This is a genomic window from Bradyrhizobium sp. Leo78 (genome assembly GCF_059512425.1).
In genome coordinates this window covers 136,538-159,815 of sequence record NZ_JCAMOT010000016.1, presented here as the reverse complement: position 1 = coordinate 159,815, position 23,278 = coordinate 136,538, and the positions used below count along the sequence as shown (strand labels likewise).

The window sequence follows — 23,278 nt, the reverse complement described above, 5'->3', positions numbered from 1 at the left end:
ATCGTCATCCGTGGGACCGATCGGAGTTCCCTTGGGCTCGACTGAACTGGGCAGTGCGGGTCTCAGTCCGGCGGTGTCGTTCCCGTCACCTGCGTCATCGCCAGTAGGCTCTTCGCCTCCGGCCGAAGCGCTACCTTGTCCGGCCGATGGCACGACAACAACGACGGCGGCACCAGGCGGCTGTTGAGACAAACACATTTACGAGGCATGCCGTGAAGCGAAAGATCGCGATCGCAGTGGCCGTTCTGCTCGTGGTGCTGGCGGGCGGCGGGTTCTGGCACTTCAAGCGCCCGCTGACGTCAGAGCAAGCCGCCGCAGTGCCGGAGCCGGCGCCGATCCCGGTGGTCGCGACGACCGTCGCCAGCAGCAATGTCCCGATCTATCTGACCGGCGTCGGCACGGTGATCGCCTACAATACAGACTTAGTGCGCAGCCAAATCCAGGGACAGATCACGCAAATCACCTTCGTCGAAGGACAAACCGTCAAGGCCGGCGATCTGTTGGCGCAAATCGATCCGCGGCCTTATCAGGCGGAGATCGAGCAACTGACCGCGAACCTCGCCCGCGACAACGCGCAGCTCGAGAACGCACAGGCCAATCTGTCGCGGTACACCCAGCTCGGTAACAAGGGCTATGCCACCCCGCAACTGATCCAGACCCAGCAGGCGCAGGTAGCGCAGTTGCAGAGCGCGGTGAAGGCGGATCAGGCCCAGATCGACGAGGCCAAGATCCAGCTCAGCTACACGCGCTTGACCTCGCCAATTCCCGGCGTGACCGGCGTGCGCCAGATCGACGTCGGCAACATCATTCACCCGACCGATCCGAACGGCCTCGTGGTCGTCACCCAGATCGAACCGATTTCACTGATCTTCACGCTGCCGGAAAGCTATCTGCCGCGAATCCAAGAGGAGATGGCCAAGGGTCCGCTGAAGGTGATCGCCTACAGTCAGGACAACAAGATCAAGCTGGATGAAGGCAAGCTGCTCCTCGTCGACAACGAGATCGTGCAGACGACCGGCAGCATCCAGCTCAAGGCCGAATTCCCGAATGCCGCGCATCGGCTCTGGCCCGGCCAGCTCGTCAACGTCAACCTGCTGCTTGAAACCCGCAAAGACGGGCTGACCATCGCCGCTTCCGCGGTCCAGCAAGGCCAGAACGGCTCCTATGTCTACGTGGTGACGCCGGATGGGACCGCGCAGTTGCGCTCCGTGAAGGTCGGCCAGATCAGCCAGGGGCAGGCACTGATCGATGACGGCCTCAAGGCCAATGAGACCGTCGTGGTCGATGGCCAATACAGATTGCAGCAGGGCAGCCGCGTCAAGGAATTGCACGGCAAGGCCGCAACCGAAGCCGATCTGCAAAGCTCGGTGCAGAAGGCCATTCCATGAACCTCTCGGCGCCTTTCATCGCCCGGCCGATCGCGACCGTCCTCTTGATGGCCGGGCTGTTGCTGTGTGGACTTGCCGCCTATCCGCTGTTGCCGGTCGGCGCACTGCCGAACGTCAACTACCCGACGATCCAAATCTCGGCGCAACTGCCCGGCGCCGATCCGCAGACTATCGCATCTTCTGTCGCGACGCCCCTCGAGCAGCAATTGAGCCAGATCCCCGGCGTCACCCAACTGACGTCATCGAGCGCGCTCGGCGTCGCCCAGGTTGTCGTCCAGTTCGAGCTCTCGCGCACTGTCGACAGCGCCGCCGTCGACGTGCTCTCGGCGATCAATGCCGCAAGCCCCTATCTGCCGCAGAATATTCCCTACCCACCAACGATCCGGAAAGTGAATCCGGCCGAGACGCCGATCATGCTGATCGCGCTGACCTCGGAATCGCTGCCGATGACCACGGTCGATGCCTATGCCGAGAACATCCTGCTGCCGAAGATCTCGCAGATTCCCGGCGTCGGCCTGGTCGGCATCGGCGGTCAGCAGAAGCCCGCCATCCGCATTCAGGTCAATCCGCAGGCGCTCGCCGCAAGGGGAATAAGCCTTGAGGATGTCCGCACCGTCATCGCCGGCGCCAATGTCGATCTGCCGAAGGGAACGCTCAACAGCCCGCGCGTGACCTACACGCTCAACACCAACGATCAGTTACTCAATCCCGCCGCCTATGACGAGTTGATCATCGCCTATCGCAACGGCTCTCCGGTGCGGATTCGGGATATTGGCAAGGCGATCGAGGCTCCGGAAAACGACCTGCTGGCCGGGTGGTATGACAAGCAGCCGGCGATCATCCTCGCGGTCCAGCGCGTGCCCGGCGCCAATGTCATCGAGACCGTGGACCGCATCAAGAAGCTATTGCCAACGCTTCAGGCATCCATTCCGCCCGCGATCAAGGTGACGATCGCGGCCGATCGCACCACCACCATCCGCGCCGCCGTCGCCGACGTCCAGTTCACGCTGATGCTGACGGTAGCTCTGGTGGTGATGGTGATCTTCCTGTTCCTGCGCAATCTCTGGGCAACCGTGATTCCCGCTGTCACCGTTCCGCTATCGCTGATCGGCACTTTCGCGGTCCTCTACGTACTCGGCTACAGCCTCGACAATTTGTCGCTGATGGCGCTGTCGATCGCGGTCGGCTTCGTCGTCGACGATGCCGTCGTCGTCATTGAGAATATCGTGCGCCATCTCGAGAAGGGCCTTACCCCAATGCAGGCCGCGCTCAAGGGTTCGGCCGAAATCGGATTCACGATCGTCTCCATCACCCTGTCGCTGATCGCGGTGTTCATCCCGCTGTTCCTGATGGGCGGCTATGTCGGCAAGCTGTTCCAGGAGTTCGCGATCACGATCACCGCCTCACTGATACTGTCGCTCGTGATCTCGCTGACACTGACACCGATGATGTGCTCGCGGCTCCTGAAGGACGACAGCCACAAGAAACATGGCAGAATCTACCTCGCCTTCGAGTGGGGTTTCGATTCCCTGCTCGCGCTTTATGCCCGCGGCCTGAAGGTCGTGCTGCGCCATCGGTTCGTTACGTTGATGGTGATGCTGAGTACGATCGCGCTGACGGGATTTCTCTACGTCATCATTCCGAAAGGCTTCTTCCCGCAGGAAGACACCGGCCAGATCGTCGGCATCACCGAAGCCGCGCAGGACATCTCGTTCCCGGCGATGTCCGAGCGGCAGCAGGTGCTGGTCGACACGCTGCTGAAGGACCCCGCGATCGATTCGGTGGCGAGCTATATCGGGCCGGGCGGGCCGACCGCGACGCTCAATCAGGGCCGCATCTTCATCATGCTGAAGCCCAAGCCACAGCGCAAGGCGAGCGCGGACGAGATCATCAATCGGCTGAGGCCGCAGCTCGCGCGCATCCAGGGCATCACCCTCTACATGCAGGCCGCGCAGGACATCACCATCGGCGCGCGGCTGTCGAAGACCCAATATCAGTACACGTTGACCGACGCGGATTCGAACGAGCTGACGCATTGGTCGGCCATCTTCCTCGAACGGATCAGGAGCCTGCCGTTCGTCACCGACGTCGCCAGCGATCAGGCCAACGCCGGTCCGATGCTGGACGTCACCGTCAATCGTGAAATAGCGTCGAGCTTCGGCATCCTTCCCTCCGCCATCGACAACACGCTGGATGACGCCTTCGGCCAGCGCATCGTCTCGACCATGTTCACCGCGCTGAACCAGTATCACGTCGTGATGGAGGTCTATCCGAGCTTCCAGTACGGGCCCGAGGCGCTGAAGGACATCTACGTGAATTCCGCGAGCGGCCAGCAGGTCCCGCTCAGCCAGCTCGTCAAGAGCGGGATCAAGCCGGCGCCGATCTTGATCAACCATCAGAGCATGTTCCCGTCGGTCACCATCTCGTTTAACCTGAAGCCCAGCGCGTCGCTGGGCGAGGCGGTGAGCGGCATTCAGAACATCGAAAAGGAAACCGGCAAGCCGGCCTCGCTCGCGACGTCGTTCCAGGGCAACGCGCAAGCCTTCCAGTCGTCGCTGTCGGGCACCCCGCTGTTGATCGGCGTGGCGCTGATCGTCATCTACATTATTCTGGGCGTGCTCTATGAGAGCTTCATCCATCCGATCACGATCCTATCGACGCTGCCTTCGGCGGGCATCGGTGCGCTATTGCTGCTGATGGCCGTGCGCATGGATCTCACCGTCATTGCCATTATCGGCATCATCCTGCTGATCGGCATCGTCAAGAAGAACGGCATCATGCTGGTCGACTTCGCGCTCGAGGTCGAGCGCAATGAGGGCTTGAGCCCGGAAGAGGCGATCTATAGGTCCTGCACCATGCGGTTCCGACCGATCCTGATGACGACCATGGCGGCGCTGCTCGGCGGCGTGCCGCTGATGGTTGGAACCGGCACCGGGTCTGAGTTGCGCCAGCCGCTCGGCTACACCATCGTCGGCGGCCTGATGCTGTCGCAGGTCCTGACCCTGTACACGACGCCGGTGGTCTATCTCTATCTCGACTGGCTGGGCAAATGGCTCGGCAGTATCGGCAAGCGTCCCGCCAAGAAAGTGGTCGCGGCAGCCGCAGAATAAGGAAGTGGATATGGATGCACGTGAATTATTGAAGCTCGACATGACCGCGGAGACGATGATCATCGTGACGCCGGAACTGACGGTCGGACATTTCGTTCCAGGCATGCCGCGGGTCTATGCGACGCCGATGATGATCCTGCACATGGAGATCGCCGCAGGTGCCGCCATCTCAGCGGCGCTGCCGAAGGGATTTGTCAGCGTCGGCATGGAGGTGAACGTCCGCCATCTCGCTGCAACTCCGATCGGCCAGACCGTGCGCGCGACCGCCCGCGTCACCGAGCTCGATTCCAGGCACATCCTGTTCGCCGTGGAAGCCTGGAACGAGGAGCGCAAGATCGGCGAAGGCACCCACCGCCGCGGCATCGTCAACGTCGCAGAATTTGAGAAGCGGTTCGGCGTGAATGAGAATGCGGCTGCGTGACCGCGGCCTGCTGTCGCTACGGGACTTCCACCTCGCCCTGCCTGCGGGGAGAGGTCGGAATTCAAGCGAAGCTTGAATTCCGGGTGAGGGGGAGCCTCCGCGAGTGCAACTCGCACCGTATCCGTGGAAGCAGCCCCTCACCCTACCCTCTCCCCGTAAGAACGGGGAGAGGGAGGAGAGAGCGGGCCCGCTTAGTTCTGCTCCCTCACCGAGCGTACGATCCGGATCGGAATCCCCTTGGACGACGGGGTGAAGCTCATGGGATCGTGCGCATAGAGCGGCACCAGCGGATTGGTCTCGGGATAATAGGCGGCGCAGCAGCCGTTCGGGAAGGAATAGCCGACCACGCGGAAATTGTGCACGCTGCGCTCCATTCCGTCGGTCGAGAGCGTGACGAGATCGACCCGGTCGCCGTCCGCAAGGCCGCGCTTCTTCATTTCCCCCTCGTTCAGGAACACCACGTCGCGCTGACCGTACACGCCGCGATAGCGGTCGGACATCGAATAGAGCGTCGTGTTGTACTGATCATGGCTGCGGATGGTGCTCAGCCAGAGCATCTCCGGATCGCTTTCACAGCTATCTTCGCCCAATCCTTCAAACAGCAGGAAATTGGCTTTTCCCGACGGTGTCATCCAGATGCGCTCGCGCGCCGTCGAGGTGAGATGGAAGCCGCCGGGCACGCGGATGCGGGCGTTGTAGCCTTGGAAGATCGGGAACACGTCCTCGATCGCATCGCGGATGCGGTCGTAATCGGCGACGAAGGCCTCCCAATCCACCACGCTGCGGTTGCCGAGGGTGGCGCGTGCGATTCCGGCGATGATCGCCGGCTCGCTCAGGAGATGCTCGGAGGCTGGCTTGTTGCGGCCGCCGGAGGCATGAACCATCGACATCGAATCCTCGACCGTGATCGATTGCGGTCCGGTCGCCTGGATATCGATCTCGGTGCGCCCGAGGCACGGCAGGATCAGCGCATCGCGCCCATGGATCAGATGACTGCGGTTGAGCTTGGTCGAGACATGGACCGTGAGATCCAGATTGCGCAACGCGGCCTGCGTCTGCTGCCAGTCCGGTATCGCCGCGGCGAAATTGCCGCCCATGGCGACGAACACCTTCACCTCGCCGCGCAGCATCGCCTCGAGCGCCGTCACCACGTTGTGGCCGTGCGCGGCTGGCGGCTTGAAGCCGAAGCGATGCTCCAGCCGATCGAGGAATTCCTTGGTCGGCACTTCGGTGATGCCGACGGTGCGATCGCCCTGCACATTCGAGTGGCCGCGCACCGGACAGAGGCCGGCGCCCTCGCGTCCGATGTGGCCGCGCAGGAGCGCGAGATTGGCAAGCTGCTGCACATTGCAGGCGCCGCGCTTGTGCTGGGTGATGCCCATGCCATAGACGATGATCGCGCGCTCGGCCTTCAGATAGACGTGGGCGGCATGCTCCAGATCCTCGCGCGAGAGACCGGACTGCCGCTCGATATCAGGCCATTGCGCCGCCTTCAGGTCCGCGATGAACGCCTCGATGCCGGCGGTATGACCACGGATGAAATCCCAATCCAGGAGCTCGGGCTTGTCGCTTGCGCGCGCGGCCTCGTCTTCCTCGACCATCACCTTCATGATGCCCTTGAGCGCGGCAATGTCGCCGCCGACGCGCACCTGGTAGAGCGGCGAGCTGATCTTGGTGGCCGAAAACGTCGCCATTTCGACCGGATTCTGCGGATACTGGAAGCGCTCCAGTGCCCGCTCGCGGAACGGATTGAAGGAAATGATCGCGGCACCGCGGCGCGACGCCTTCCACAGGCTCGTCATCATGCGCGGGCTGTTGGTGCCGGGATTCTGGCCGAAGATGAAGATGCAGTCTGCCTTATCGAAGTCGTCGAGCAGCACGGTGCCCTTGCCCACCCCGAGCGACTGCGGCAGGCCGACGCTGGTCGCCTCATGGCACATGTTCGAACAATCAGGAAAATTGTTGGTGCCGTATTCGCGGGCGAAAAGCTGATAGAGGAACGCGGCTTCGTTCGACGTGCGACCCGAGGTGTAGAACTCCGCCATATTAGGGTCGGGCAGTGCGTTGAGGTGGCGGCCGATGATCGCGAACGCATCGTCCCAGCTTACCGGACGGTAATGATCGGACGTCCTGTCATAGACCATCGGATGGGTGAGCCGACCGACCATTTCGAGATCGTAATCGCTCCAGCCGGACAACTCGGTGACGGAGTGCTCGGCGAAGAACTCCGGCGTGCAGCGCTTCGCCGTCGCTTCCCACGCAACTGCCTTGGCGCCGTTCTCGCAGAACTCGAACGACGACGTATGCTTCGGATCAGGCCAGGCGCAGCCCGGACAGTCGAATCCTTCGGGCTGGTTCATCCGGCTCAGCGTCGTCGCGCCCTTGATCGGAACGCGCTGCTCGATCAGATGCTCGCTCAACGCCTTGAGCGCTCCCCATCCGCCGGCCGGCTGATGATAGGGACGGATGGATTTGCGAACGGTCATCGGCAAAGGCCTTTTTTAGAATGCCAGGGTCGGTTGAGTAAAGGAGAGCTGTCCAACCGATGTCTTTCCAAAACGAGGCGGGATTTGCACAATCGCACCGCTCGCCGCGTGAGAAGCTTGCACGTCGTGCTCACGCAACTGCGCGTCATCTGTCATCGCGGCAGTGCGTTCCAGAAAAAGCGTGTCATTACGGAAGCAAAACCAACGGCGCCTGCCTAGGTCTTGATGAACGGGCCGCTGATGAGCGGATCTGTGCCGGTTCGACCATCTCTTTCTGGAGTATCAGCTCATGTTCTCGCGACGAGATCTTCTGGCAGCGTCGGCTGTCGGAGCCGCAATGACCGCATCCGCGCATGCTGCAAGCTTCGGTAATCCGGACGAGCCGCCTCAGGGCGCCATCAACGCCAAGTCGCCTGGAAGTCTGACCGATCCCGGTCCGCAGAATCCAGCCATTGCAAAACAGTTTCCATCCGCATTCACTCCGCCCGCGACCGACGTTGGCGGCCTGCCCACGACCTGGGCGTCCTTCAACAATGCACCGAGACGCATTCAGAACGGCGGCTGGGCGCGGCAGGTCACGGTCGACGATTTCGCGATCTCGAAGGAAATATCCGGCGTGAACATGCGCCTCGCCGCCGGCGGCATTCGCGAGCTGCATTGGCATCAGGCCGCCGAGTGGGCCATTATGACCTATGGCACCTGCCGCGTGACTGTTCTCGATGCAGAGGGGCGTCCTTATGTCGGCGACCTCAAGGCGGGCGACCTCTGGTATTTTCCGGCCGGCACGCCACACTCCCTGCAGGGCCTCGGACCCGACGGCTGCGAGTTCGTGATCTGCTTCGATGACGGCCACGCCGACGAGTTCAATACGCTGCTGCTGTCGGACTGGATGGCCCACACGCCGCCTGAAGTGCTCGCCAAGAATTTTGGCGTTCCCGTCGAGAGCTTCGCGAACATTCCGCTGCACAATCTCTGGATATTCCAGGGCACCCTGCCCGGCGACCTGGCCGCCGACCGCGCTGCGATGAGCAGAAACGCAGAGATGCCGCCGCATCCCTTCATCTTCTCGCTCGAAGGCTCGCGCCCGCTCAAGCAGTCCGAGGCCGGCACCATTCACGTTGCCGACAGCACCAACTTCAATGTCGCAACGACCGTGGCCTCGGCGCTGGTCACCCTCAAGCCGGGCGCGGTCCGCGAGATGCACTGGCATCCGAACGCCGACGAGTGGCAATACTACATCAAGGGCAAGGCCCGGATGACGGTGTTCAACACCGGCCCCAATGCGCTGACAATGGACTTCAACGCGGGCGACATCGGTTACGTCAAGAAGAACTACGGGCACTATGTCGAGAACGTCGGTGACACCGACCTGCAATTCGTCGGCGTGTTCCGCGCCCCTCGCTACGAGGAAGTCTCGCTGACGAACTGGCTCACGCATACGCCGCCCAAGCTGGTAGCGCAGCATCTCAACATCGACGAAGCGATGATTGCCAAGTGGCCCGACAACAGTCCGGGTATCATGCCGAAGGGATGAACCTGGGTATCATGCCGAAGGCATGAACCTGGGTATCATGCCCAAGGCATGAACCTGGGTATCTTGCCGAAGGCTTGATCGCAGTCGGGCGGGCTCATTGCGCCCGTCCGACATCCTCATGGAGCGGCAGGGTGAACTGGAAGGTCGCGCCCGGCCCGGCATTGCGGGATGCAGACAGCTTTCCGCCATGGGCCTCGACGATCGAGCGGCAGATCGATAATCCCAAGCCAAGGCCGGCCGACTTGGTGGTGAAGAACGCATTGAACAGCCGCTCGGCGTTCTCGTCGGAAAAGCCGACGCCGCAGTCCGCCATGATCAGGATGGCCTGATCGGCATCGAAACTGCGCTGCGATCGGATCAGCAATTCGCGCGGCCGATCCGTAACAGGCTGCATCGCCTCGATGCCGTTCATCACCAGGTTCATGACGACCTGCTGCAATTGAACCCGGTCGGCGCGGACGATCAGCGGATCGGTCGCAAGCTCCGTACGCAGCGTGATCTGCTTGCTCGTGAGCTCGCGCCGCATCAGCACGCGGGCCTCGTTGACGACCTCGTTGATGTCAAGAAGCGCCCGCTCCGTATCGGTCTTGCGTGCCAGCGCCCTAACGCGCCCGATCACGTCGGCCGCGCGGCTGACATCCTTGACGATCCATTCCACCGAGCGCCGCGCATGCTCCATGCCTGACGCGCCGCGGTCGAGCCAGCGCAGGCAGGCTTCGCCGTTCGACATGATCGCGGCCAGCGGCTGGTTCACCTCGTGGGCGATGGAGGACGTCAACTCGCCGAGCGTGATCACGCGCGTGGCGTGCGCGAGGTCCGCCTGCGCGTCGTTGAGCGCGGCCTCGGCCTGCTTGGCGGCAGTGACGTCGGTCACCGCACCGATGTACTCGATGCCATCAGGACCGTCCTTCACGGCATGGGCCAAAGTGCGAATATGCTTTAGCGCGCCATTCGGCATCACCAGCCTGGCTTCGTGACCGAAATCCACGCCATTCTGCGAAGCCTCCTCGAGCAATTGCTGCACGAAATCCCGATCTTCGGGATGCATACGCCGCAGAACGAACTCCAGTGTCGGCGTTGTGGCCGGATCGCATTCGAAGATCCGAAACGTCTCCTCCGACCAGCTGATCTCGCCGGTCGCCACCTTCCAGCCAAAGCTGCCGGTGCGGCTCAGCCGCTGCGCTTCGGCCAGGTACATTTCGCTCCGCAGCAGCCGGGCCTCGGTCCGCTTCTGCGCTTCGAGCGCAGCCAACAGATCGCGGCGAGAAAGCTCCAGCGATCTCGTCGCCTTTCGCTGTGCCGCAGCGATCCAGTTAACGAACAGCGCCGTGATCAAGAACAAACTCACGCGCGGGATCTGATGAACATCGATCTCGAACGAATTGATGGGAGAGGCCACGAAATACTCGAACGCCAAACCTGCAAGCGCAGTCGACACCAAGCCGGGGCCGAGGCCGCCGAACCAGGCCGCAAACATGATCGCGCAAAGAAATAGCGAGACGTACGGTTCGATGTTCAGGTACTCGACCGCGGCCTTGGAGGCGATTAGAGCTGCAGCGACCGACAAGATCGCAACCGCATAACGGGAGAACGTCGCCCAGGGCGTCTGATCGAAATCGGTCAGTCCCAAGCGCCAATCTGAAGATGGCCGCGGGGCATCGACGGACAAAGCGGGCGCACCTGTTTCGCTGCTACGCTGGCCCGGATACATGCCAAATGCTCCTTGTGCCGCCCGATCATGAAATCCCTGCTTACGGTCGCGCAAGAGCTCTTCCAACTCAAGACTCGTTCTTCCAACTCAAGAGCCGTTGAATTTCCGTGTGGCAGGAGTGGACGAGCCGTGAACGGCGGCCGCGATGCGGTTTTGGTGATCGTCGGGACCCGTCCCGTCTGGCGACCGACCGGGTCGGAAAAACCCGCCTGCCGAAGAATTCAGATCTTGACAGTCGGACCTTGCCCATCACGCCCCTGCAGGGCCTGTTCAAGGTTTTGAATGAGATTGTCGGTCTCGAACGGCTTGGTCAAGAGACAGACTGCACCGGCGCTTGCGGCGTGGGCGGACACGGCCGCCTCGGGAAAAGCCGTGATAAAGATGAAAGGTATCTCGTTGCCGCGGGCGCGCAGGCGAAGCAGGAGCTCGACGCCGTTAGTGCCGGGCATATTGACGTCGGCGATCACGCAGGAGGTCTGGTCGAGCACGCCGGACTGCAGAAATTCGTCAGCCGACCCAAACGTGAGAACGCCATAACCAAAAGACCTCAGCAGATTGTCGGTCGCGGTACGGACGGACGCATCGTCGTCGATGATGGAGATCATCGGTGTTGTCGGCAAGATCGCTGTCCTTTTGGGGAAACGGGGAATAAGGATCCGCTAGCGCGCGATGACTTTTCCTCGAATCGTCAGCCCGCCTAGATTCTTGTCCGGCACACGATCTGCCGCGCAAACGTTCCCCATTTGTCGCGCGGAAAAGCCGGCACCGCTTCCCCGGATCGCACGCTCGTAACGTTAAAATGCGCTCTATCAAGGTACCGGGGAATCATACTTAGGTTTCTCGCCCACAGCTATCGGCGGCGAATTCCGATCATTTCGGCCATCCTGACCAGATCGGCGAGCGATTTTGCGCCCATCTTCTTCATGACGCGCCCGCGATGGATTTTGACGGTGATCTCGGCAACCCCGATCTGCGCCGCAATCTGCTTGTTCATGAGGCCCGCAGCCACCAAAGCCAGTACTTCGCGTTCACGGTCGGTCAGGGTCTCGAAATGTTCTCGCAAGCCCGTAACGGCTTTCTCAGCCTCGCGCCTTTCGCGATCGCGCTTGATCGCGGTCATCACGGAATCGAGCATATCCTGATCGCGGAACGGCTTGGTCAGGAAGTCGATCGCCCCGCCCTTCATGGCGCGGACGCTCATCGGAATGTCGCCGTGACCGGTCATGAAGATGATGGGAATGTGGACGTCGGCCTTGGCCAATTCGAGCTGGAGGTCGAGCCCACTCAACCCGGGCAGCCGGATGTCCAGCACCAGGCAACTCGCGACATCAGGCAACTTGCTGTGCAGCAATTCCGCGGCGGAGCCGAACTCCTGCACCTCCAGGCCCACCGATTGGAACAGGTTGGCAAGCGCCCGTCGTACGCTCTCGTCATCGTCGACGACGAAGACAACTGACTCCTGGCCCGTCGTCAGGTCGTGAGGCGACGCAAACGGATTCATGCGCCATCTCCGCATGCAATGGCCGAATGAGAACTCCAGCGGACGGCAGCAGACGGATGTTTCGGATTCAAAACTGATTTTCCGGGTATCCCTGACCTCTGACGTTAGAACACATCAGCGGAACCTCCGCAATTCTACGGGGGTGCCGGGAACAGGACGCAACCATGCTCCCGCGGCGCTGCTGCTATGCCTGCGACAAAATAGCCAACCGGGATCGAAGGCCTAGCGGCCGACTTCCACACTGGCAGTGGTGCCGGCAACGAGGCGCACTCCGTCAGGCACATGATCGATGTGAATATGCACCGGGATCCGCTGCGCCAGCCGCACCCAGGTGAAGATCGGATTGACCGACGCGAGCCCGCCCTGCCCCGGCTGCGCGTTGGTGACAGTGATGCCGCGCGAGACCCCGCCGACATGGCCACGGATGAGCTGGCTGTAGCCCATCAAGCGGACTGTCGCCGGATCATTGTCGCGAATCCTTCCAAGGCTCGTCTCCTCAAAATAGCCGTCGACCCAGAAGGAATCGGCGTCGACCAGCGAGACCAGGTTTTGGCCGATATTGGCGTAGTCGCCGCGCTGGGCCAGCAGATTCGTCACATAGCCATTGACGGGCGAGCGAACGGTGACACGGCTGAGATTGAGCTCCGCCTTGGAGACCATGGCCTGACCCGCGGCGACAGCGGCTTGCAGTTGATGCAGCGAGCTTGCCGATTGCTGAAAGACGTCCGTCGACACCCAGCCTTCTCCGCGCAGCTTCGCCTGCCGTCCTTCGTTGGCGCGCGCGTAGTCGAGCGCGGCCTGGTCGCGCGCAACCTGGGCGCGGGCAGCGTCCAACGCGATCTGGTAGTCGTTCGGTTCGATCTCGAACAGCACGTCGCCCTTGCGCACCATCTGGTTGTCGGCGACCGGCAGGTTGACGATCCGCCCGGCAATCTCCGGCGCGACGGTCACGACATAGGCCCGCACCATGCCGTCGCGCGTCCACGGCCGCCCCATATAGACGTCCCACGCGAACCATCCCAACAACGCCGCCACCACGACAGCGCCCAGCGTGAGCAGTGCCGGGATCGCGGAACTGAGCGATATCCTGCGGCTCGCCCCGCCTGCCGAAGAGCGCAGCAGAGCTTTCCCATCGCCCGCCAATCGCGTCTGAACTTCAGACATCGCTATACCTCAGCTACCACCAAAACCACGCATGAAAGCAGAATGATATAAATCGCGAGCACGAACAGCGCCGGATGCCAGACATGGCGCAGCAAGCCGAAGCCCGCCACCATCCGTCGCAACACGACCAGGATAAGCCAGGCCGCCACCATCAGCAACGAAAGCGGGGCGACGTAGACGCCAAACAGGTTGACTTCCGAAAAGCTCATGGCGGCGATGTTTCGAAATAGGTCTTATGTTGTGCGAGCGTTTCCGATAGCACGAGGATGCTGCCGCGCGCCCGCTCCCTGACGGGCAATCCCGGCGTCGTGGGCGCGACCGCGGCAAGCTTCGCATCGAAGTCTCCGAGGCGCTCGATCGCAGCCGCGATATCGGCTTGCGCGACCGCATCCAGTGCAACGGAGAACTCCTGATCAAGGTCGAAGCGACCGGCGACGGGACGAAGCCGGATGATGGCATTGCCCACCACCAGGGCCGACAGGAGATCAGAACGTGCCGTCGGCTCGGTCTTTTCAGGGAGCGCCTGCAGGTAGTTGTAGATCCGTCCTTCCCACGCCTCCGATGTCAGTTGCAGCCGGTCGGTGGCAAGCCGCCGTAGTTCCCGCAATGTCCGCCGCAGCAGACGGCGGACACGGAGCTCCGCCGACAGCGGCGGCACCATGCGGAACGCAAGCGCGGCCGCGCCGAGTCCCACGAAGATCGCCAGCGCGACATTGTAAAAGGCGAGCGTATTGTAGGTCATCTGGTTCGCCGGCCCGAGCAGCGGAATGAAAGTCGCGACCAGCGCGATGAAGACCGGCGGCAGCCAGGGTTGGGTCATCAGCGCACCGGCCGGAATGAGAACAAGCCCGATCACAAGGCAGAGGCCGGCGAAGGATGTCATCTGCGGCAGAAGCGCGAAGTTGGCGATGGCCGCGAGCACGGTGGTGATGGCGGCGCCGACCATGAACTGCATGGTGATGCCATAGGCCTGATCGGGCCGCGCCGAGAACAGGGTGAGCGCGATCGCCGCAAAGGCGACGGCAAGCGCGCCATTCGGCCACGCCGTCACGACCCAGAACAATTCGACCGCGGCGATCGCGGTGAATGCCCGTGCCGCATTGAGAAGCGAAGGAGCATAGTCCGGAACCGGAAACCTTTCATGCCGCCGCGCCCGAACGGGCTGCGCGGGATCAGTCAGCACGAGCAAGCCGCCAAACGCCCTTCGAAGCGCAAGCAGCGACCGCGCCGCCTCATCGACGATCAGCTTGATCGACGGCGTCGCACATCGCATCGTCAGCAGTTCACGCACGGCTGCAGCACATGACCTGCGCAAACGCGCCGGATCGGTTTGTGCGATCATCGCAACGCCGGCGGATTGCGCCGTCAACTCCGTTGGAAAGCTGCGCGCGATCTGGCCGATTTCATGCCGCCCCTCTTCGCTTGGCAGCAGATCGAGATGGACGGCCACCCTTCGCCATGCGGACATTGCGCGGAGAAGACCAGTCGATGCCGACTCTAATTCCAGCATGTGATAGCGAACATCATAGGACTCGCCGCCTGCCTCATCCATGAGGGGATCGAGAGCACCGATCCGCTGCGCCAGACCGAAGCCGATCCGGCGGGATCCCTCTCGCCTTTCCGACAACGTCGCGACGAGCTGAGCCAGGATTTCCGTCGCCAGCGCAGCCATCTCCTTCGCCAGCCGCCTTGGCGCATCGCCGAAATCCGTCATCGCCATCACCAGGCCCGAACACACGATGCCGACGCAGATCTCGCTGGCGCGGTTCACCGCAAGCGTGAAGACCTCGCCATTGGCGCCACCGGTGGCGCCAAGCAGGTCGCTTGCGACGATTGCAGCGGTAAAGCCCGCGAGCGCTGCCGAGTAGGACGCGAAATTGCGCAGCAGCGTTGCCACGAAAGCGCAGCCCGCGCTCCAAAGCGCCAGTCCAAGCAGGAATCCGACCCGCTGTTGCGGAAAGAGTGCTGCCAGCACCACGATCGCCACAGCGCCGATCGTCGTCCCGATCAGGCGAAACCAGCCCTTGCGCAGCGCAGCGCCGAGGTGCGGCTGGCTGGCGATCGCGGCCGATGCACCGGCCCAGGACGGAATCTCGAGCTGAAGCCAGAAGCTGAGATAGAGGGCGAGGCAAACGCTTGCCCACAAGCGCAACCCAAACATCAGCGCCGACGCCGGAACGCGCAGCCGGTCGGCAAGCCGTCTTGCTTCGGGAAGCCGGCCCGCAGTCCAATCAAGCAGAAGCGACGCCGCCCTGGTCATCTGCCTCACCTATGCACATCGGGCAGACTGCGCGCTGATCTCAATCGAGCTCATGCCGCATCAGTAATGATCGGTCATGGGACCGACCTTACCACGGAACACGCGGTAGCCGATCACGATGTAGAGCAGCATGAGCGGGAACACGAACAAGCCCTCGCCCCAGAACATGAAGGCGAGGCTGGAATGCGGCGCGGCCGCCTCCTCTATGGTGATGACAGAGGGGATCATATAGGGCCAGAACGACAGCGCCAGTGTCCCGAAGGCGGTAACGAAGATCGTCGCCACCATGTGGAACGGCCAGTAATCGTTATGGCGCAGGATGCTGGTGGCAAGCACCAGCGCCGCAGTGGCACCGATCGCCGGGAACGCGAACAGATATGGCCTATCGGTCCACCGCTGCAGGATCGGAAGATTCTCGATGAGCGCATGGGCGAAGACGACGATCAGGAACACCAGCACGGCGATCGCAAGGACCGGGATCTGGCGGCGCGCGGTGGCGCGAACCGCCCCCTCGCTCTTCCGCACCAGCCAGCAGGCGCCGAGCAGCGCGTATCCGAGGCAAAGGCCGATACCGCACAATACGGCAAAGCCGGTCAGCCAGCCGAGCGCGCCGCCGGAATATTCGCCATTGGTGAACTCAAGTCCCTCGACCAGCGCGCCGACCATCGCGCCCTGCATGAAGCTCGCAACAAGCGAGCCACCGGAGAAGGCGACATCCCAGACCCAGCGCGAGGCCAGCGCCTTGTTGCGGAACTCGAATGCCACGCCGCGCAGGATCAATCCCAGCAGCATGACGATGACGGGGATATAGAAGGCCGACAACAGGATCGCGTAGGCAGCGGAAAACGCACCCCACAGGATCACGCCAGCCACGACCAGCCAGGTCTCGTTGCCATCCCAGACCGGCGCGACCGTGTGCAGCATTTCGGCCCGATCCTTCTCGTTCTTGGCCAGGCCGAACAGCATGCCGACGCCGAGGTCAAACCCGTCGAGCAGGAGATAGATCAGGATACTGATTGCGAGCAGCGCTACCCAGAACATCACCATGTCTATTCTCCTGCACTGATGTAGCTGCGTGCGCCGACCGGGGGCTGATCGGCCATCGACATGGGCCGGTTCGGTGCCGCTTCGCGCGGCTCCGTGGTCGGAATTCCGGCCGGGCCGGCGCGCAGCAGGCGATAGATGTAGTAGGTGCCAAACGAAAAGATGAAGGCGTAGACCAGAACGAACAGGATCAGCGTGGTCAAGGCGGCGGACGCGGTGAGGAACGGCGTCATCGCATCAGCCGTGCGCAGCACGCCATAGACGGCCCAGGGCTGACGGCCGACTTCCGCGGTGTACCAGCCGGTGAGGATCGCGATCCACGGCAGCGGAAAGCTGAGAAAGATACCCCAGAGCAGCATGCGGTTCCGCTCGAGCCGATGCTTGAGGCTGAGATAGGTCCCGAGCCAGGCCAGCCCCAGCATCACGAGACCGCAGCCGACCATGATGCGGAAGGTGAAGAACGGGATGATCACCGGCGGCCGGTCCTGCGGCGGGAATGTCGTCAGACCGACTTCCTTTGAGGTCAAGCTCATGCTGCCGATGATGCTGCCGAGCACGGGAATGCTGATCGCGTATTTGTTGGACTCCGTGCTCGAATCGGGGACCGCGATCAGCACTTCGGAGGCGGGCTGCTCGTCGTGCCAACGGGCCTCGATCGCGGCGAATTTGGCCGGCTGATAATCGTGGACATAGTCGCCGACGAGATGTCCGATGAAGAGCTGGATCGGAAGCAGCACCGCCGCAAGCGAAGGGCCCATGCGCAGCATCACCCGCGCCTCTACGTAATAGGTCCGTCGCAGCAGGTACCACGCGCCGGTCGCCGCCACGCAGAACGCACCGGTCAGGTAAGAGGCGATCAGCATGTGCGGAAAGCGCACCCAGACCACGCGATTGAAGAGGATCGCCACCCAGTCGTCAGGCGCGAACTGTCCCTTCTCCAGGACATAGCCGACCGGCGCCTGCATCCAGCTGTTGTTGACCATGATCCAGAACGCCGAAAGCGTCGTTCCCAGCGCCACCATGGCAGTGGAGAACAGATAGAACCATGGCGGCACGCGGTTGCGGCCGAAGATCAGGATGCCGAAGAAGCTCGCCTCCAGCATGAAGGCGGTGAACGTCTCGTACGACAATAGCGGCCCCTGGATCGGTCCCGACATCTTGGCCAGCACGCTCCAGTTGGTGCCGAACTGGAATCCCATGACCACGCCCGACACCACGCCCATGCCGAAGGCAACGCCGAAGATCTTGAGCCAGAACTCGAACAGTGTCCGGTACACCGGCTTGCCGGTACGCATGTGCATCGCTTCGAGCACGGTCAGCCACGCGGCCAGGCCGATCGTGAACGACGGGAAGATGATGTGAAAGGAGATGGTGAAGGCAAACTGCAATCGTGACAGGAGAAGTGCTGTGGCATCCATCGGAAGTCTCCTGCCTTCTCAAGCCCGTTGCGCTGCCGAGGTCGGCGTGGCGGCCGGCGGTGGAATGTTGTCGACCTTCAGAATTTTCGCGGTGGTCGCACGGATGCGCCGGCAGAAATCCGCATCATCGATCAGCGATATGCCGTAGGAGGGGATGATTTCTTTCAGCTTGGGCAGCCAGGCGTTCGCCGTGAGCTCGCCGGCAAAGCACTTCTCCAGCACGCTGATGGCGATGAAGGCCGCGGTCGAGGCGCCCGGCGACGCGCCCAGCAGCGCGACCAGCGAATGGTCAGCGGCGCCGACCAGTTCGGTGCCGAATTCGAGCAGTCCGCCGCGCTTGACGTCGGGCTTGATGATCTGGACGCGCTGGCCTGCGACCTGCAGCCGCCAGTCCTTGGGGTCAGCGTTCGGATAATACTGGTCGAGCGTCGCCAGCCGATGGCTCTCGGACTGCAGCACCTGCCCGATCAGATATTCGGTCAGGTCGAAATTGTCGCGCGCCACCGCAAGCAGCGGTTCGATGTTGGCGGGCCGGATCGACTCGAGTAAATCAAGCCGCGAGCCGTGCTTGAGGAACTTGCTGGAGAAGCCGGCATAAGGCCCGAACAACAGCGAGTGCTGCCCGCCGATGACGCGGGTGTCGAGATGCGGCACCGACATCGGCGGCGAGCCGACCGCAGCCTTGCCATAGACCTTGGCGTGGTGACGCTTATTGACCGCGGGATCGTCGCAGCGCAGCCAGATTCCCGAGACGGGAAAGCCGCCATAGCCATTCCCTTCCGGAATGCCGGATTTCTGCAACAGCGGCAGCGCACCGCCGCCGGCGCCGATGAACACGAACTTTGTCTTGACTGTCCGTTTCTCGCCGGTGTCGGTATCGCGAACCTCGATCCGCCAGCGACCATCCTGATCGCGAACGAGATCAGTGACGACGCTCTTGTAATGGACGGCGCAGCCGGGCTGGCTGACGAGATGATGAACCAGATGATGGGTCAGCGAGCCGTAGTCGACATCGGTGCCGGTGATGATCCGCGTTGCAGCGACCGGATCGTCGCCACTACGGCCTTCCATCACCAGCGGCACCCAGTCGGCGATCTGCTTCGGATCCTCGGTGTACTCCATGCCCTCATAGCAATGATGGGCCGACATCGCCTTGAACCGCCTCCTGAGGAACTCGACATTGTCGGCGCCGGACACGAAGCTCATATGCGGCACCGGATGGATGAAGGTGCGCGGATCCGAGATCGCGCCCTTGCCGACAAGAAAGGACCAGAACTGCCGCGTCAGATCGAATTCGACATTGACCTGCAGCGCTTTGGAAATGTCGACGCTGCCGTCGGGCCGCTCCGGCGTGTAGTTCATCTCGCAATTGGCGGCGTGCCCGGTGCCGGCATTGTTCCAGGCGTCCGAGCTTTCCAGCCCGCAATCCTCCAAGACCTCGAACATCGAGATGGTGAGTTGCGGCTCCAGTTCCTTGAGGAAAACGCCTACCGTAGCGCTCATGATACCTGCGCCGATGAGGACGACGTCCGGTTCACCAGTGGGGGTGCTCTGCATGGATATCTCCTTCCGGGTTGATATCGCTGTCCTGAACGACTCACGCCGAGGCGGGCTGCTGCTCCTTGGAGCGGAACGGCACATGCGCACCGGGCCGCAGCACCACATAGGCGCGGCGCCAGGATGAATTGTCGGTCAGTTTCCAGCTATGTCCGGAGCCGGCAGTGTCTTCCGCCAGCAGGATGTCGCCGGGATGCAGCAGGAAGTGCTCGCCATCGCGGGTCTGGAACTCCAGCGTCCCGGAGAGCGTGATCACCAATTGGCGGATCGGCGCGGTGTGCCAGGCGAACGCGCCGCCCGATGCCGTCTCCTGGAAGGAGATGGTGACGGCGTCGGCCTTGCTGCTGAGCCAATCGCCGCGCTGGCCCGGCTCGAGCTCGATGAGCCCATCCTCGAAATGCGAATTGTTGTCCTCACCGGTCCATAACCTGACGCATCTGATCATGCTGTGCTCCTTCAGCTCGTCGGTGTGCCGGCTTTGACCGGCGCGTTGCCTTGGGCCACATAGGGCTTGACCATCTTGGCGGGATCGACGACGCGGTCGAATTCCGGCTCGCTGACGAAGCCGAGCTTCAGCGCTGCCGCCTTCAGCGTGAGATCGTTGTCCATCGCGTAGTGCGCGATCGCCGACGCCTTGTCGTAGCCGATCACAGGCGCGAGCGCGGTGACCAGCATCAGCGAGCGTTCGACATATTCCTTGATCTTTTTCTCGTTGGGCTTGGTGCCCTCGACCAGGAACTTGCGGAAATTCGTGCAGCCGTCGGTCAGGATCGTGATCGACTGGGCGATGTTGTGGATCATCAGCGGCTTGTAGACGTTCATCTCCAGATAGCCGCTGGCGCCGCCGAAGCCGACCGCGACATCGTTCGCCATCACCTGCACCGCGATCATCGTCAGTGCTTCGGCCTGGGTCGGGTTGACCTTGCCCGGCATGATCGAGGAGCCTGGTTCATTCTCTGGGATCATCAGTTCGGCAAAGCCGGCGCGCGGGCCGCAGGACATCAGGCGGATGTCGTTGCCGATCTTGTAGAGCGACACCGCAAGCGTGCGCAGCGTGCCGGAAAGCTGCACCAGCGCATCATGCGCGCCCTGCACGGTGAACTTGTTGGGCGCACTGACGAACGGCAACCCGCTCAGGCGCGCGATCTCGGCGGCGACGGCCTCGGCAAAGCCCGGCGCGGCATTGATGCCGGTGCCCACGGCAGTGCCGCCAAGCGCCAGCCGGAACACGCCCTTGAGCGCGTCCTCGATCCGCGCAAGGTCATCGGCGAGCATGCCGGCATAGCCCGACCATTCCTGGCCGAGCGTCAGCGGCGTCGCATCCTGCATGTGGGTGCGGCCGATCTTGACCACGTCGTCCCACTGTTTGGCTTTGGCATCGATCGCGTCGTGCAGGGCCTTCACCGCCGGAATAAGGCGTTGCGTCACGTTGACGGCGGCCGCGATATACATGGCGGAAGGAAAACTGTCGTTCGAGGATTGCGACATGTTGACGTGATCGTTCGGATGAACCGGATGCTTGCTGCCGAGCGGCGTGCCTGCGAGCTGGCAGCATCGGTTCGAGATCACCTCGTTGACGTTCATGTTGAATTGCGTGCCGCTGCCGGTCATCCAGACGTGCAGCGGAAACATGTCGTGATGCTGGCCCTGCAGGATTTCGTCGCAGACATGGACGATCAGCTTGTGGACCTTGGCATCGAGCCGCTTGCCGGCATGGTTGGCGTTCGCGGCCGCCTTCTTCAGGATCGCGTAGGAATGGATCATCTCGCGCGGCATCAGGTCCTTGCCGATGCTGAAGTGCTCGAGCGAACGCTGGGTCTGGGCGCCCCAGAGCTTATCGGCGGGGACTTCGACTTCACCAAGACTGTCGGTTTCCTTGCGGAAGTCACTCATGGTCGCCTCTCTTTACGCGCGGTTCGAAAGCAAGCATCGGCGTTGCGGCAAGGCTACGTGCGGGGTCGCGTACAGGCTTCCTGAAACGAACGTCTTTTACGGAATTGCATGTCAGCACTGCGCTGCGACAATTTTCGCGAATTTCCGTCGTCACGAGCAAGAACGACGCGCCAGCGCGGAAGGCCGCGCACAAGCACATCAGTACAAACGGCTACGTTTGCCGCTATCGCCGATAATGTTCACTTTGGCCGAGGCCGCGAAAGCACTCACGCCGTCGCAAAGCCATCACCTGTCTCAACGGAACGGCGACGCATTCCCGGCGCGAAGACAACACGGTCGGGATGCGTGAACACTTCGTAGCCGTCGTCGCGCGCAATGGCGATCAAGGTGATCCCCGCTTCGTCAGCGGTCTTGATCGCGAGCGTCGTCGGCGCGGAAACGGCGACGATGACGGGCGCGCCGATCATGGCAGTCTTCTGCACCATCTCGACCGACATGCGGCTCGTGAGCAGAATGGCGCCGTTCGAGACCGACCTGTTGTGGCGGATCAGTGCGCCGGCGAGCTTGTCGAGCGCGTTGTGGCGGCCGACATCCTCGCGCACCGGGCCGACGCCGCCATCGGCCTGCCAGAAACCGGCCGCATGCACGGCGCGGGTTTTCTGGTTGAGGTCCTGCAGCGAGGGAAGCGCACCCATGGCTTCCAGGAGATCGCGGGCATCGAACGTCGCGCCCTTCTTCACCCTGGGAACCGCGCGCCTCGCCTCCACCAGGCTTTCGATGCCGCAAAGACCGCAACCGACGGGGCCCACCGAGGCACGGCGCCGCGCGAACAAGGCCGCGGTCCGATTTTCTGCAAGCCAGATCCGGACCTCGATGCCGAGATCAGTCTCGATCAGATCGAGACTCCTGATCTCCTCGGTGCGGGCAACGATGCCCTCCGTCACGGCGAAGCCGACGCCGAAATCCTTCAGATCGGCGGGCGTCGCCATCATCACGGCATAGGTCGATCCGTCGAAGGTCAGCGCGATGGCGGTCTCTTCCGCCACCGCTCGTGACGAAGAGCTCGCGCGGCCGCCCCGCCAGTTCAGGCCGGTTCGTTCGATGAAAGCACCATCGGCGGCCATGATCACCTCAGCTCGGGTTCGGCGTCGAATGCGCGGCGGGCTACACGGCTCAGGTCAGGAGTTCCTGTTCCGCGTCGCCTCGTAGAGGAACCAGGTCCGGCGCTCGGTCTCGTCGATCCAGTTTTCCAGCAGGCTCGCGGTGGCGACGTCGCCATATTCGTCACAGACATTGTGAACCTGGCGCATCTCCCGCGTGAGCTGTTGGTTGTCGCTGCCCAGTTCAGCCAGCATGTCCTGCGGATCGACATAGTCGGCGTCGTTGTCGAGGATGCGCTGCTGGCGTGCGATCTGACCGATCGAGCGGATCGTGGTGCCGCCGATCTTGCGCGCGCGCTCGGCGATCGGATCGGTCATCGCGAAGATCTGGTCGGATTGCTCGTCGAGCAGAAGATGGTAGTCGCGGAAGTGCCTGCCCGACATATGCCAATGGAAGTTCTTGGTCTTGACGTAGAGCGCAAACACGTCGGCCAGCAGGCCGCTGAGCGCCGCTGAGATATCGCGTGTCGCCTCGGCGTTGAGGTCGGTCGGGCTCTGCAATTCGGGGCGCGTGGACTTGAGCATTCGTGCCATCCTTGTTTCTTGGTCGGCGGCCGCAGCGTTTCCGGGCCGTGCCTGACGGTTGCGATACCGTGCATCGCGGAGCCTATCTTTCCAGAGCCTGCGGACT

General features: G+C 62.5%; 18 protein-coding genes. 4 read left to right on the top strand and 14 right to left on the bottom strand.

Annotated elements, in window-relative coordinates:
- The first annotated feature begins 212 nt into the window (after positions 1–212).
- The 3 genes from AC5ZG1_RS21305 to AC5ZG1_RS21295 are packed head-to-tail and all read left to right on the top strand — an operon-like array spanning position 213 to position 4,919.
- Positions 213–1,388: an efflux RND transporter periplasmic adaptor subunit gene (locus tag AC5ZG1_RS21305; RefSeq protein WP_165435367.1), complete on the top strand. Its 1,176-nt coding sequence runs from the start codon at positions 213–215 to the stop codon at positions 1,386–1,388.
- Complete coding sequence (locus AC5ZG1_RS21300; RefSeq protein WP_496133997.1) at positions 1,385–4,498, top strand: efflux RND transporter permease subunit; 3,114 nt, start codon at positions 1,385–1,387, stop codon at positions 4,496–4,498. The genes AC5ZG1_RS21305 and AC5ZG1_RS21300 overlap by 4 nt, the downstream gene beginning before the upstream one ends.
- Positions 4,499–4,508: 10 nt before the next feature.
- Complete coding sequence (locus AC5ZG1_RS21295) at positions 4,509–4,919, top strand: thioesterase family protein (RefSeq protein ID WP_028162156.1); 411 nt, start codon at positions 4,509–4,511, stop codon at positions 4,917–4,919.
- Between the two features lie 191 nt (positions 4,920–5,110).
- Here AC5ZG1_RS21295 and AC5ZG1_RS21290 read toward each other — a convergent pair whose 3' ends face one another.
- Positions 5,111–7,405 carry an FdhF/YdeP family oxidoreductase gene (locus AC5ZG1_RS21290; protein WP_496133996.1) on the bottom strand — a complete coding sequence of 765 codons (2,295 nt, stop codon included), beginning with the start codon at positions 7,403–7,405 and terminating at the stop codon, positions 5,111–5,113.
- A gap of 289 nt (positions 7,406–7,694) precedes the next feature.
- On the opposite strand from AC5ZG1_RS21290, the gene AC5ZG1_RS21285 reads away from it, so the two are divergent.
- Complete coding sequence (locus AC5ZG1_RS21285) at positions 7,695–8,939, top strand: oxalate decarboxylase family bicupin (RefSeq protein WP_496133995.1); 1,245 nt, start codon at positions 7,695–7,697, stop codon at positions 8,937–8,939.
- Between the two features lie 94 nt (positions 8,940–9,033).
- On the opposite strand, the gene AC5ZG1_RS21280 is transcribed toward AC5ZG1_RS21285, so the two are convergent.
- From AC5ZG1_RS21280 to AC5ZG1_RS21220, 13 genes are all read right to left on the bottom strand, one after another.
- On the bottom strand, positions 9,034–10,569 hold the full coding sequence (locus AC5ZG1_RS21280; protein ID WP_496133994.1) for an ATP-binding protein: 1,536 nt from the start codon (positions 10,567–10,569) through the stop codon (positions 9,034–9,036).
- Positions 10,570–10,871: 302 nt separating this feature from the next.
- Positions 10,872–11,270 carry a response regulator transcription factor gene (locus tag AC5ZG1_RS21275; protein WP_130227863.1) on the bottom strand — a complete coding sequence of 133 codons (399 nt, stop codon included), beginning with the start codon at positions 11,268–11,270 and terminating at the stop codon, positions 10,872–10,874.
- Positions 11,271–11,500: 230 nt separating this feature from the next.
- Positions 11,501–12,151 (bottom strand): response regulator transcription factor, encoded by a 651-nt coding sequence (locus tag AC5ZG1_RS21270; protein ID WP_496133993.1) that lies wholly within the window; start codon positions 12,149–12,151, stop codon positions 11,501–11,503.
- Positions 12,152–12,373: 222 nt separating this feature from the next.
- On the bottom strand, positions 12,374–13,315 hold the full coding sequence (locus tag AC5ZG1_RS21265) for an efflux RND transporter periplasmic adaptor subunit (RefSeq protein ID WP_496133992.1): 942 nt from the start codon (positions 13,313–13,315) through the stop codon (positions 12,374–12,376).
- Positions 13,316–13,317: 2 nt separating this feature from the next.
- Positions 13,318–13,524, bottom strand: coding sequence for a DUF1656 domain-containing protein (locus AC5ZG1_RS21260; protein WP_028162150.1), 207 nt, complete (start codon positions 13,522–13,524; stop codon positions 13,318–13,320).
- Entirely contained in the window at positions 13,521–15,575 is a 2,055-nt protein-coding gene (locus tag AC5ZG1_RS21255) for an FUSC family protein (protein WP_496133991.1), read from the bottom strand. The genes AC5ZG1_RS21260 and AC5ZG1_RS21255 overlap by 4 nt, the downstream gene beginning before the upstream one ends.
- 60 nt (positions 15,576–15,635) lie before the next feature.
- Positions 15,636–16,622 (bottom strand): cytochrome d ubiquinol oxidase subunit II, encoded by a 987-nt coding sequence (gene cydB / locus AC5ZG1_RS21250; RefSeq protein ID WP_456642733.1) that lies wholly within the window; start codon positions 16,620–16,622, stop codon positions 15,636–15,638.
- 2 nt (positions 16,623–16,624) lie between these two features.
- Complete coding sequence (locus tag AC5ZG1_RS21245; RefSeq protein WP_496133990.1) at positions 16,625–18,037, bottom strand: cytochrome ubiquinol oxidase subunit I; 1,413 nt, start codon at positions 18,035–18,037, stop codon at positions 16,625–16,627.
- An 18-nt stretch (positions 18,038–18,055) separates the two neighbouring features.
- Complete coding sequence (gene mqo, locus AC5ZG1_RS21240) at positions 18,056–19,594, bottom strand: malate dehydrogenase (quinone) (RefSeq protein ID WP_496133989.1); 1,539 nt, start codon at positions 19,592–19,594, stop codon at positions 18,056–18,058.
- Positions 19,595–19,634: 40 nt separating this feature from the next.
- Positions 19,635–20,039 carry a cupin domain-containing protein gene (locus tag AC5ZG1_RS21235; protein ID WP_496133988.1) on the bottom strand — a complete coding sequence of 135 codons (405 nt, stop codon included), beginning with the start codon at positions 20,037–20,039 and terminating at the stop codon, positions 19,635–19,637.
- Between the two features lie 11 nt (positions 20,040–20,050).
- Positions 20,051–21,487, bottom strand: a complete 1,437-nt coding sequence (fumC, locus tag AC5ZG1_RS21230; RefSeq protein ID WP_496133987.1) for a class II fumarate hydratase — start codon at positions 21,485–21,487, stop codon at positions 20,051–20,053.
- A 266-nt stretch (positions 21,488–21,753) separates the two neighbouring features.
- A complete protein-coding gene (gene fdhD / locus AC5ZG1_RS21225; RefSeq protein WP_496133986.1) occupies positions 21,754–22,611 on the bottom strand; it encodes a formate dehydrogenase accessory sulfurtransferase FdhD in 858 nt (285 codons plus the stop codon).
- Between the two features lie 54 nt (positions 22,612–22,665).
- Positions 22,666–23,172, bottom strand: a complete 507-nt coding sequence (locus AC5ZG1_RS21220; RefSeq protein ID WP_474419438.1) for a Dps family protein — start codon at positions 23,170–23,172, stop codon at positions 22,666–22,668.
- Positions 23,173–23,278 lie beyond the last annotated feature (106 nt).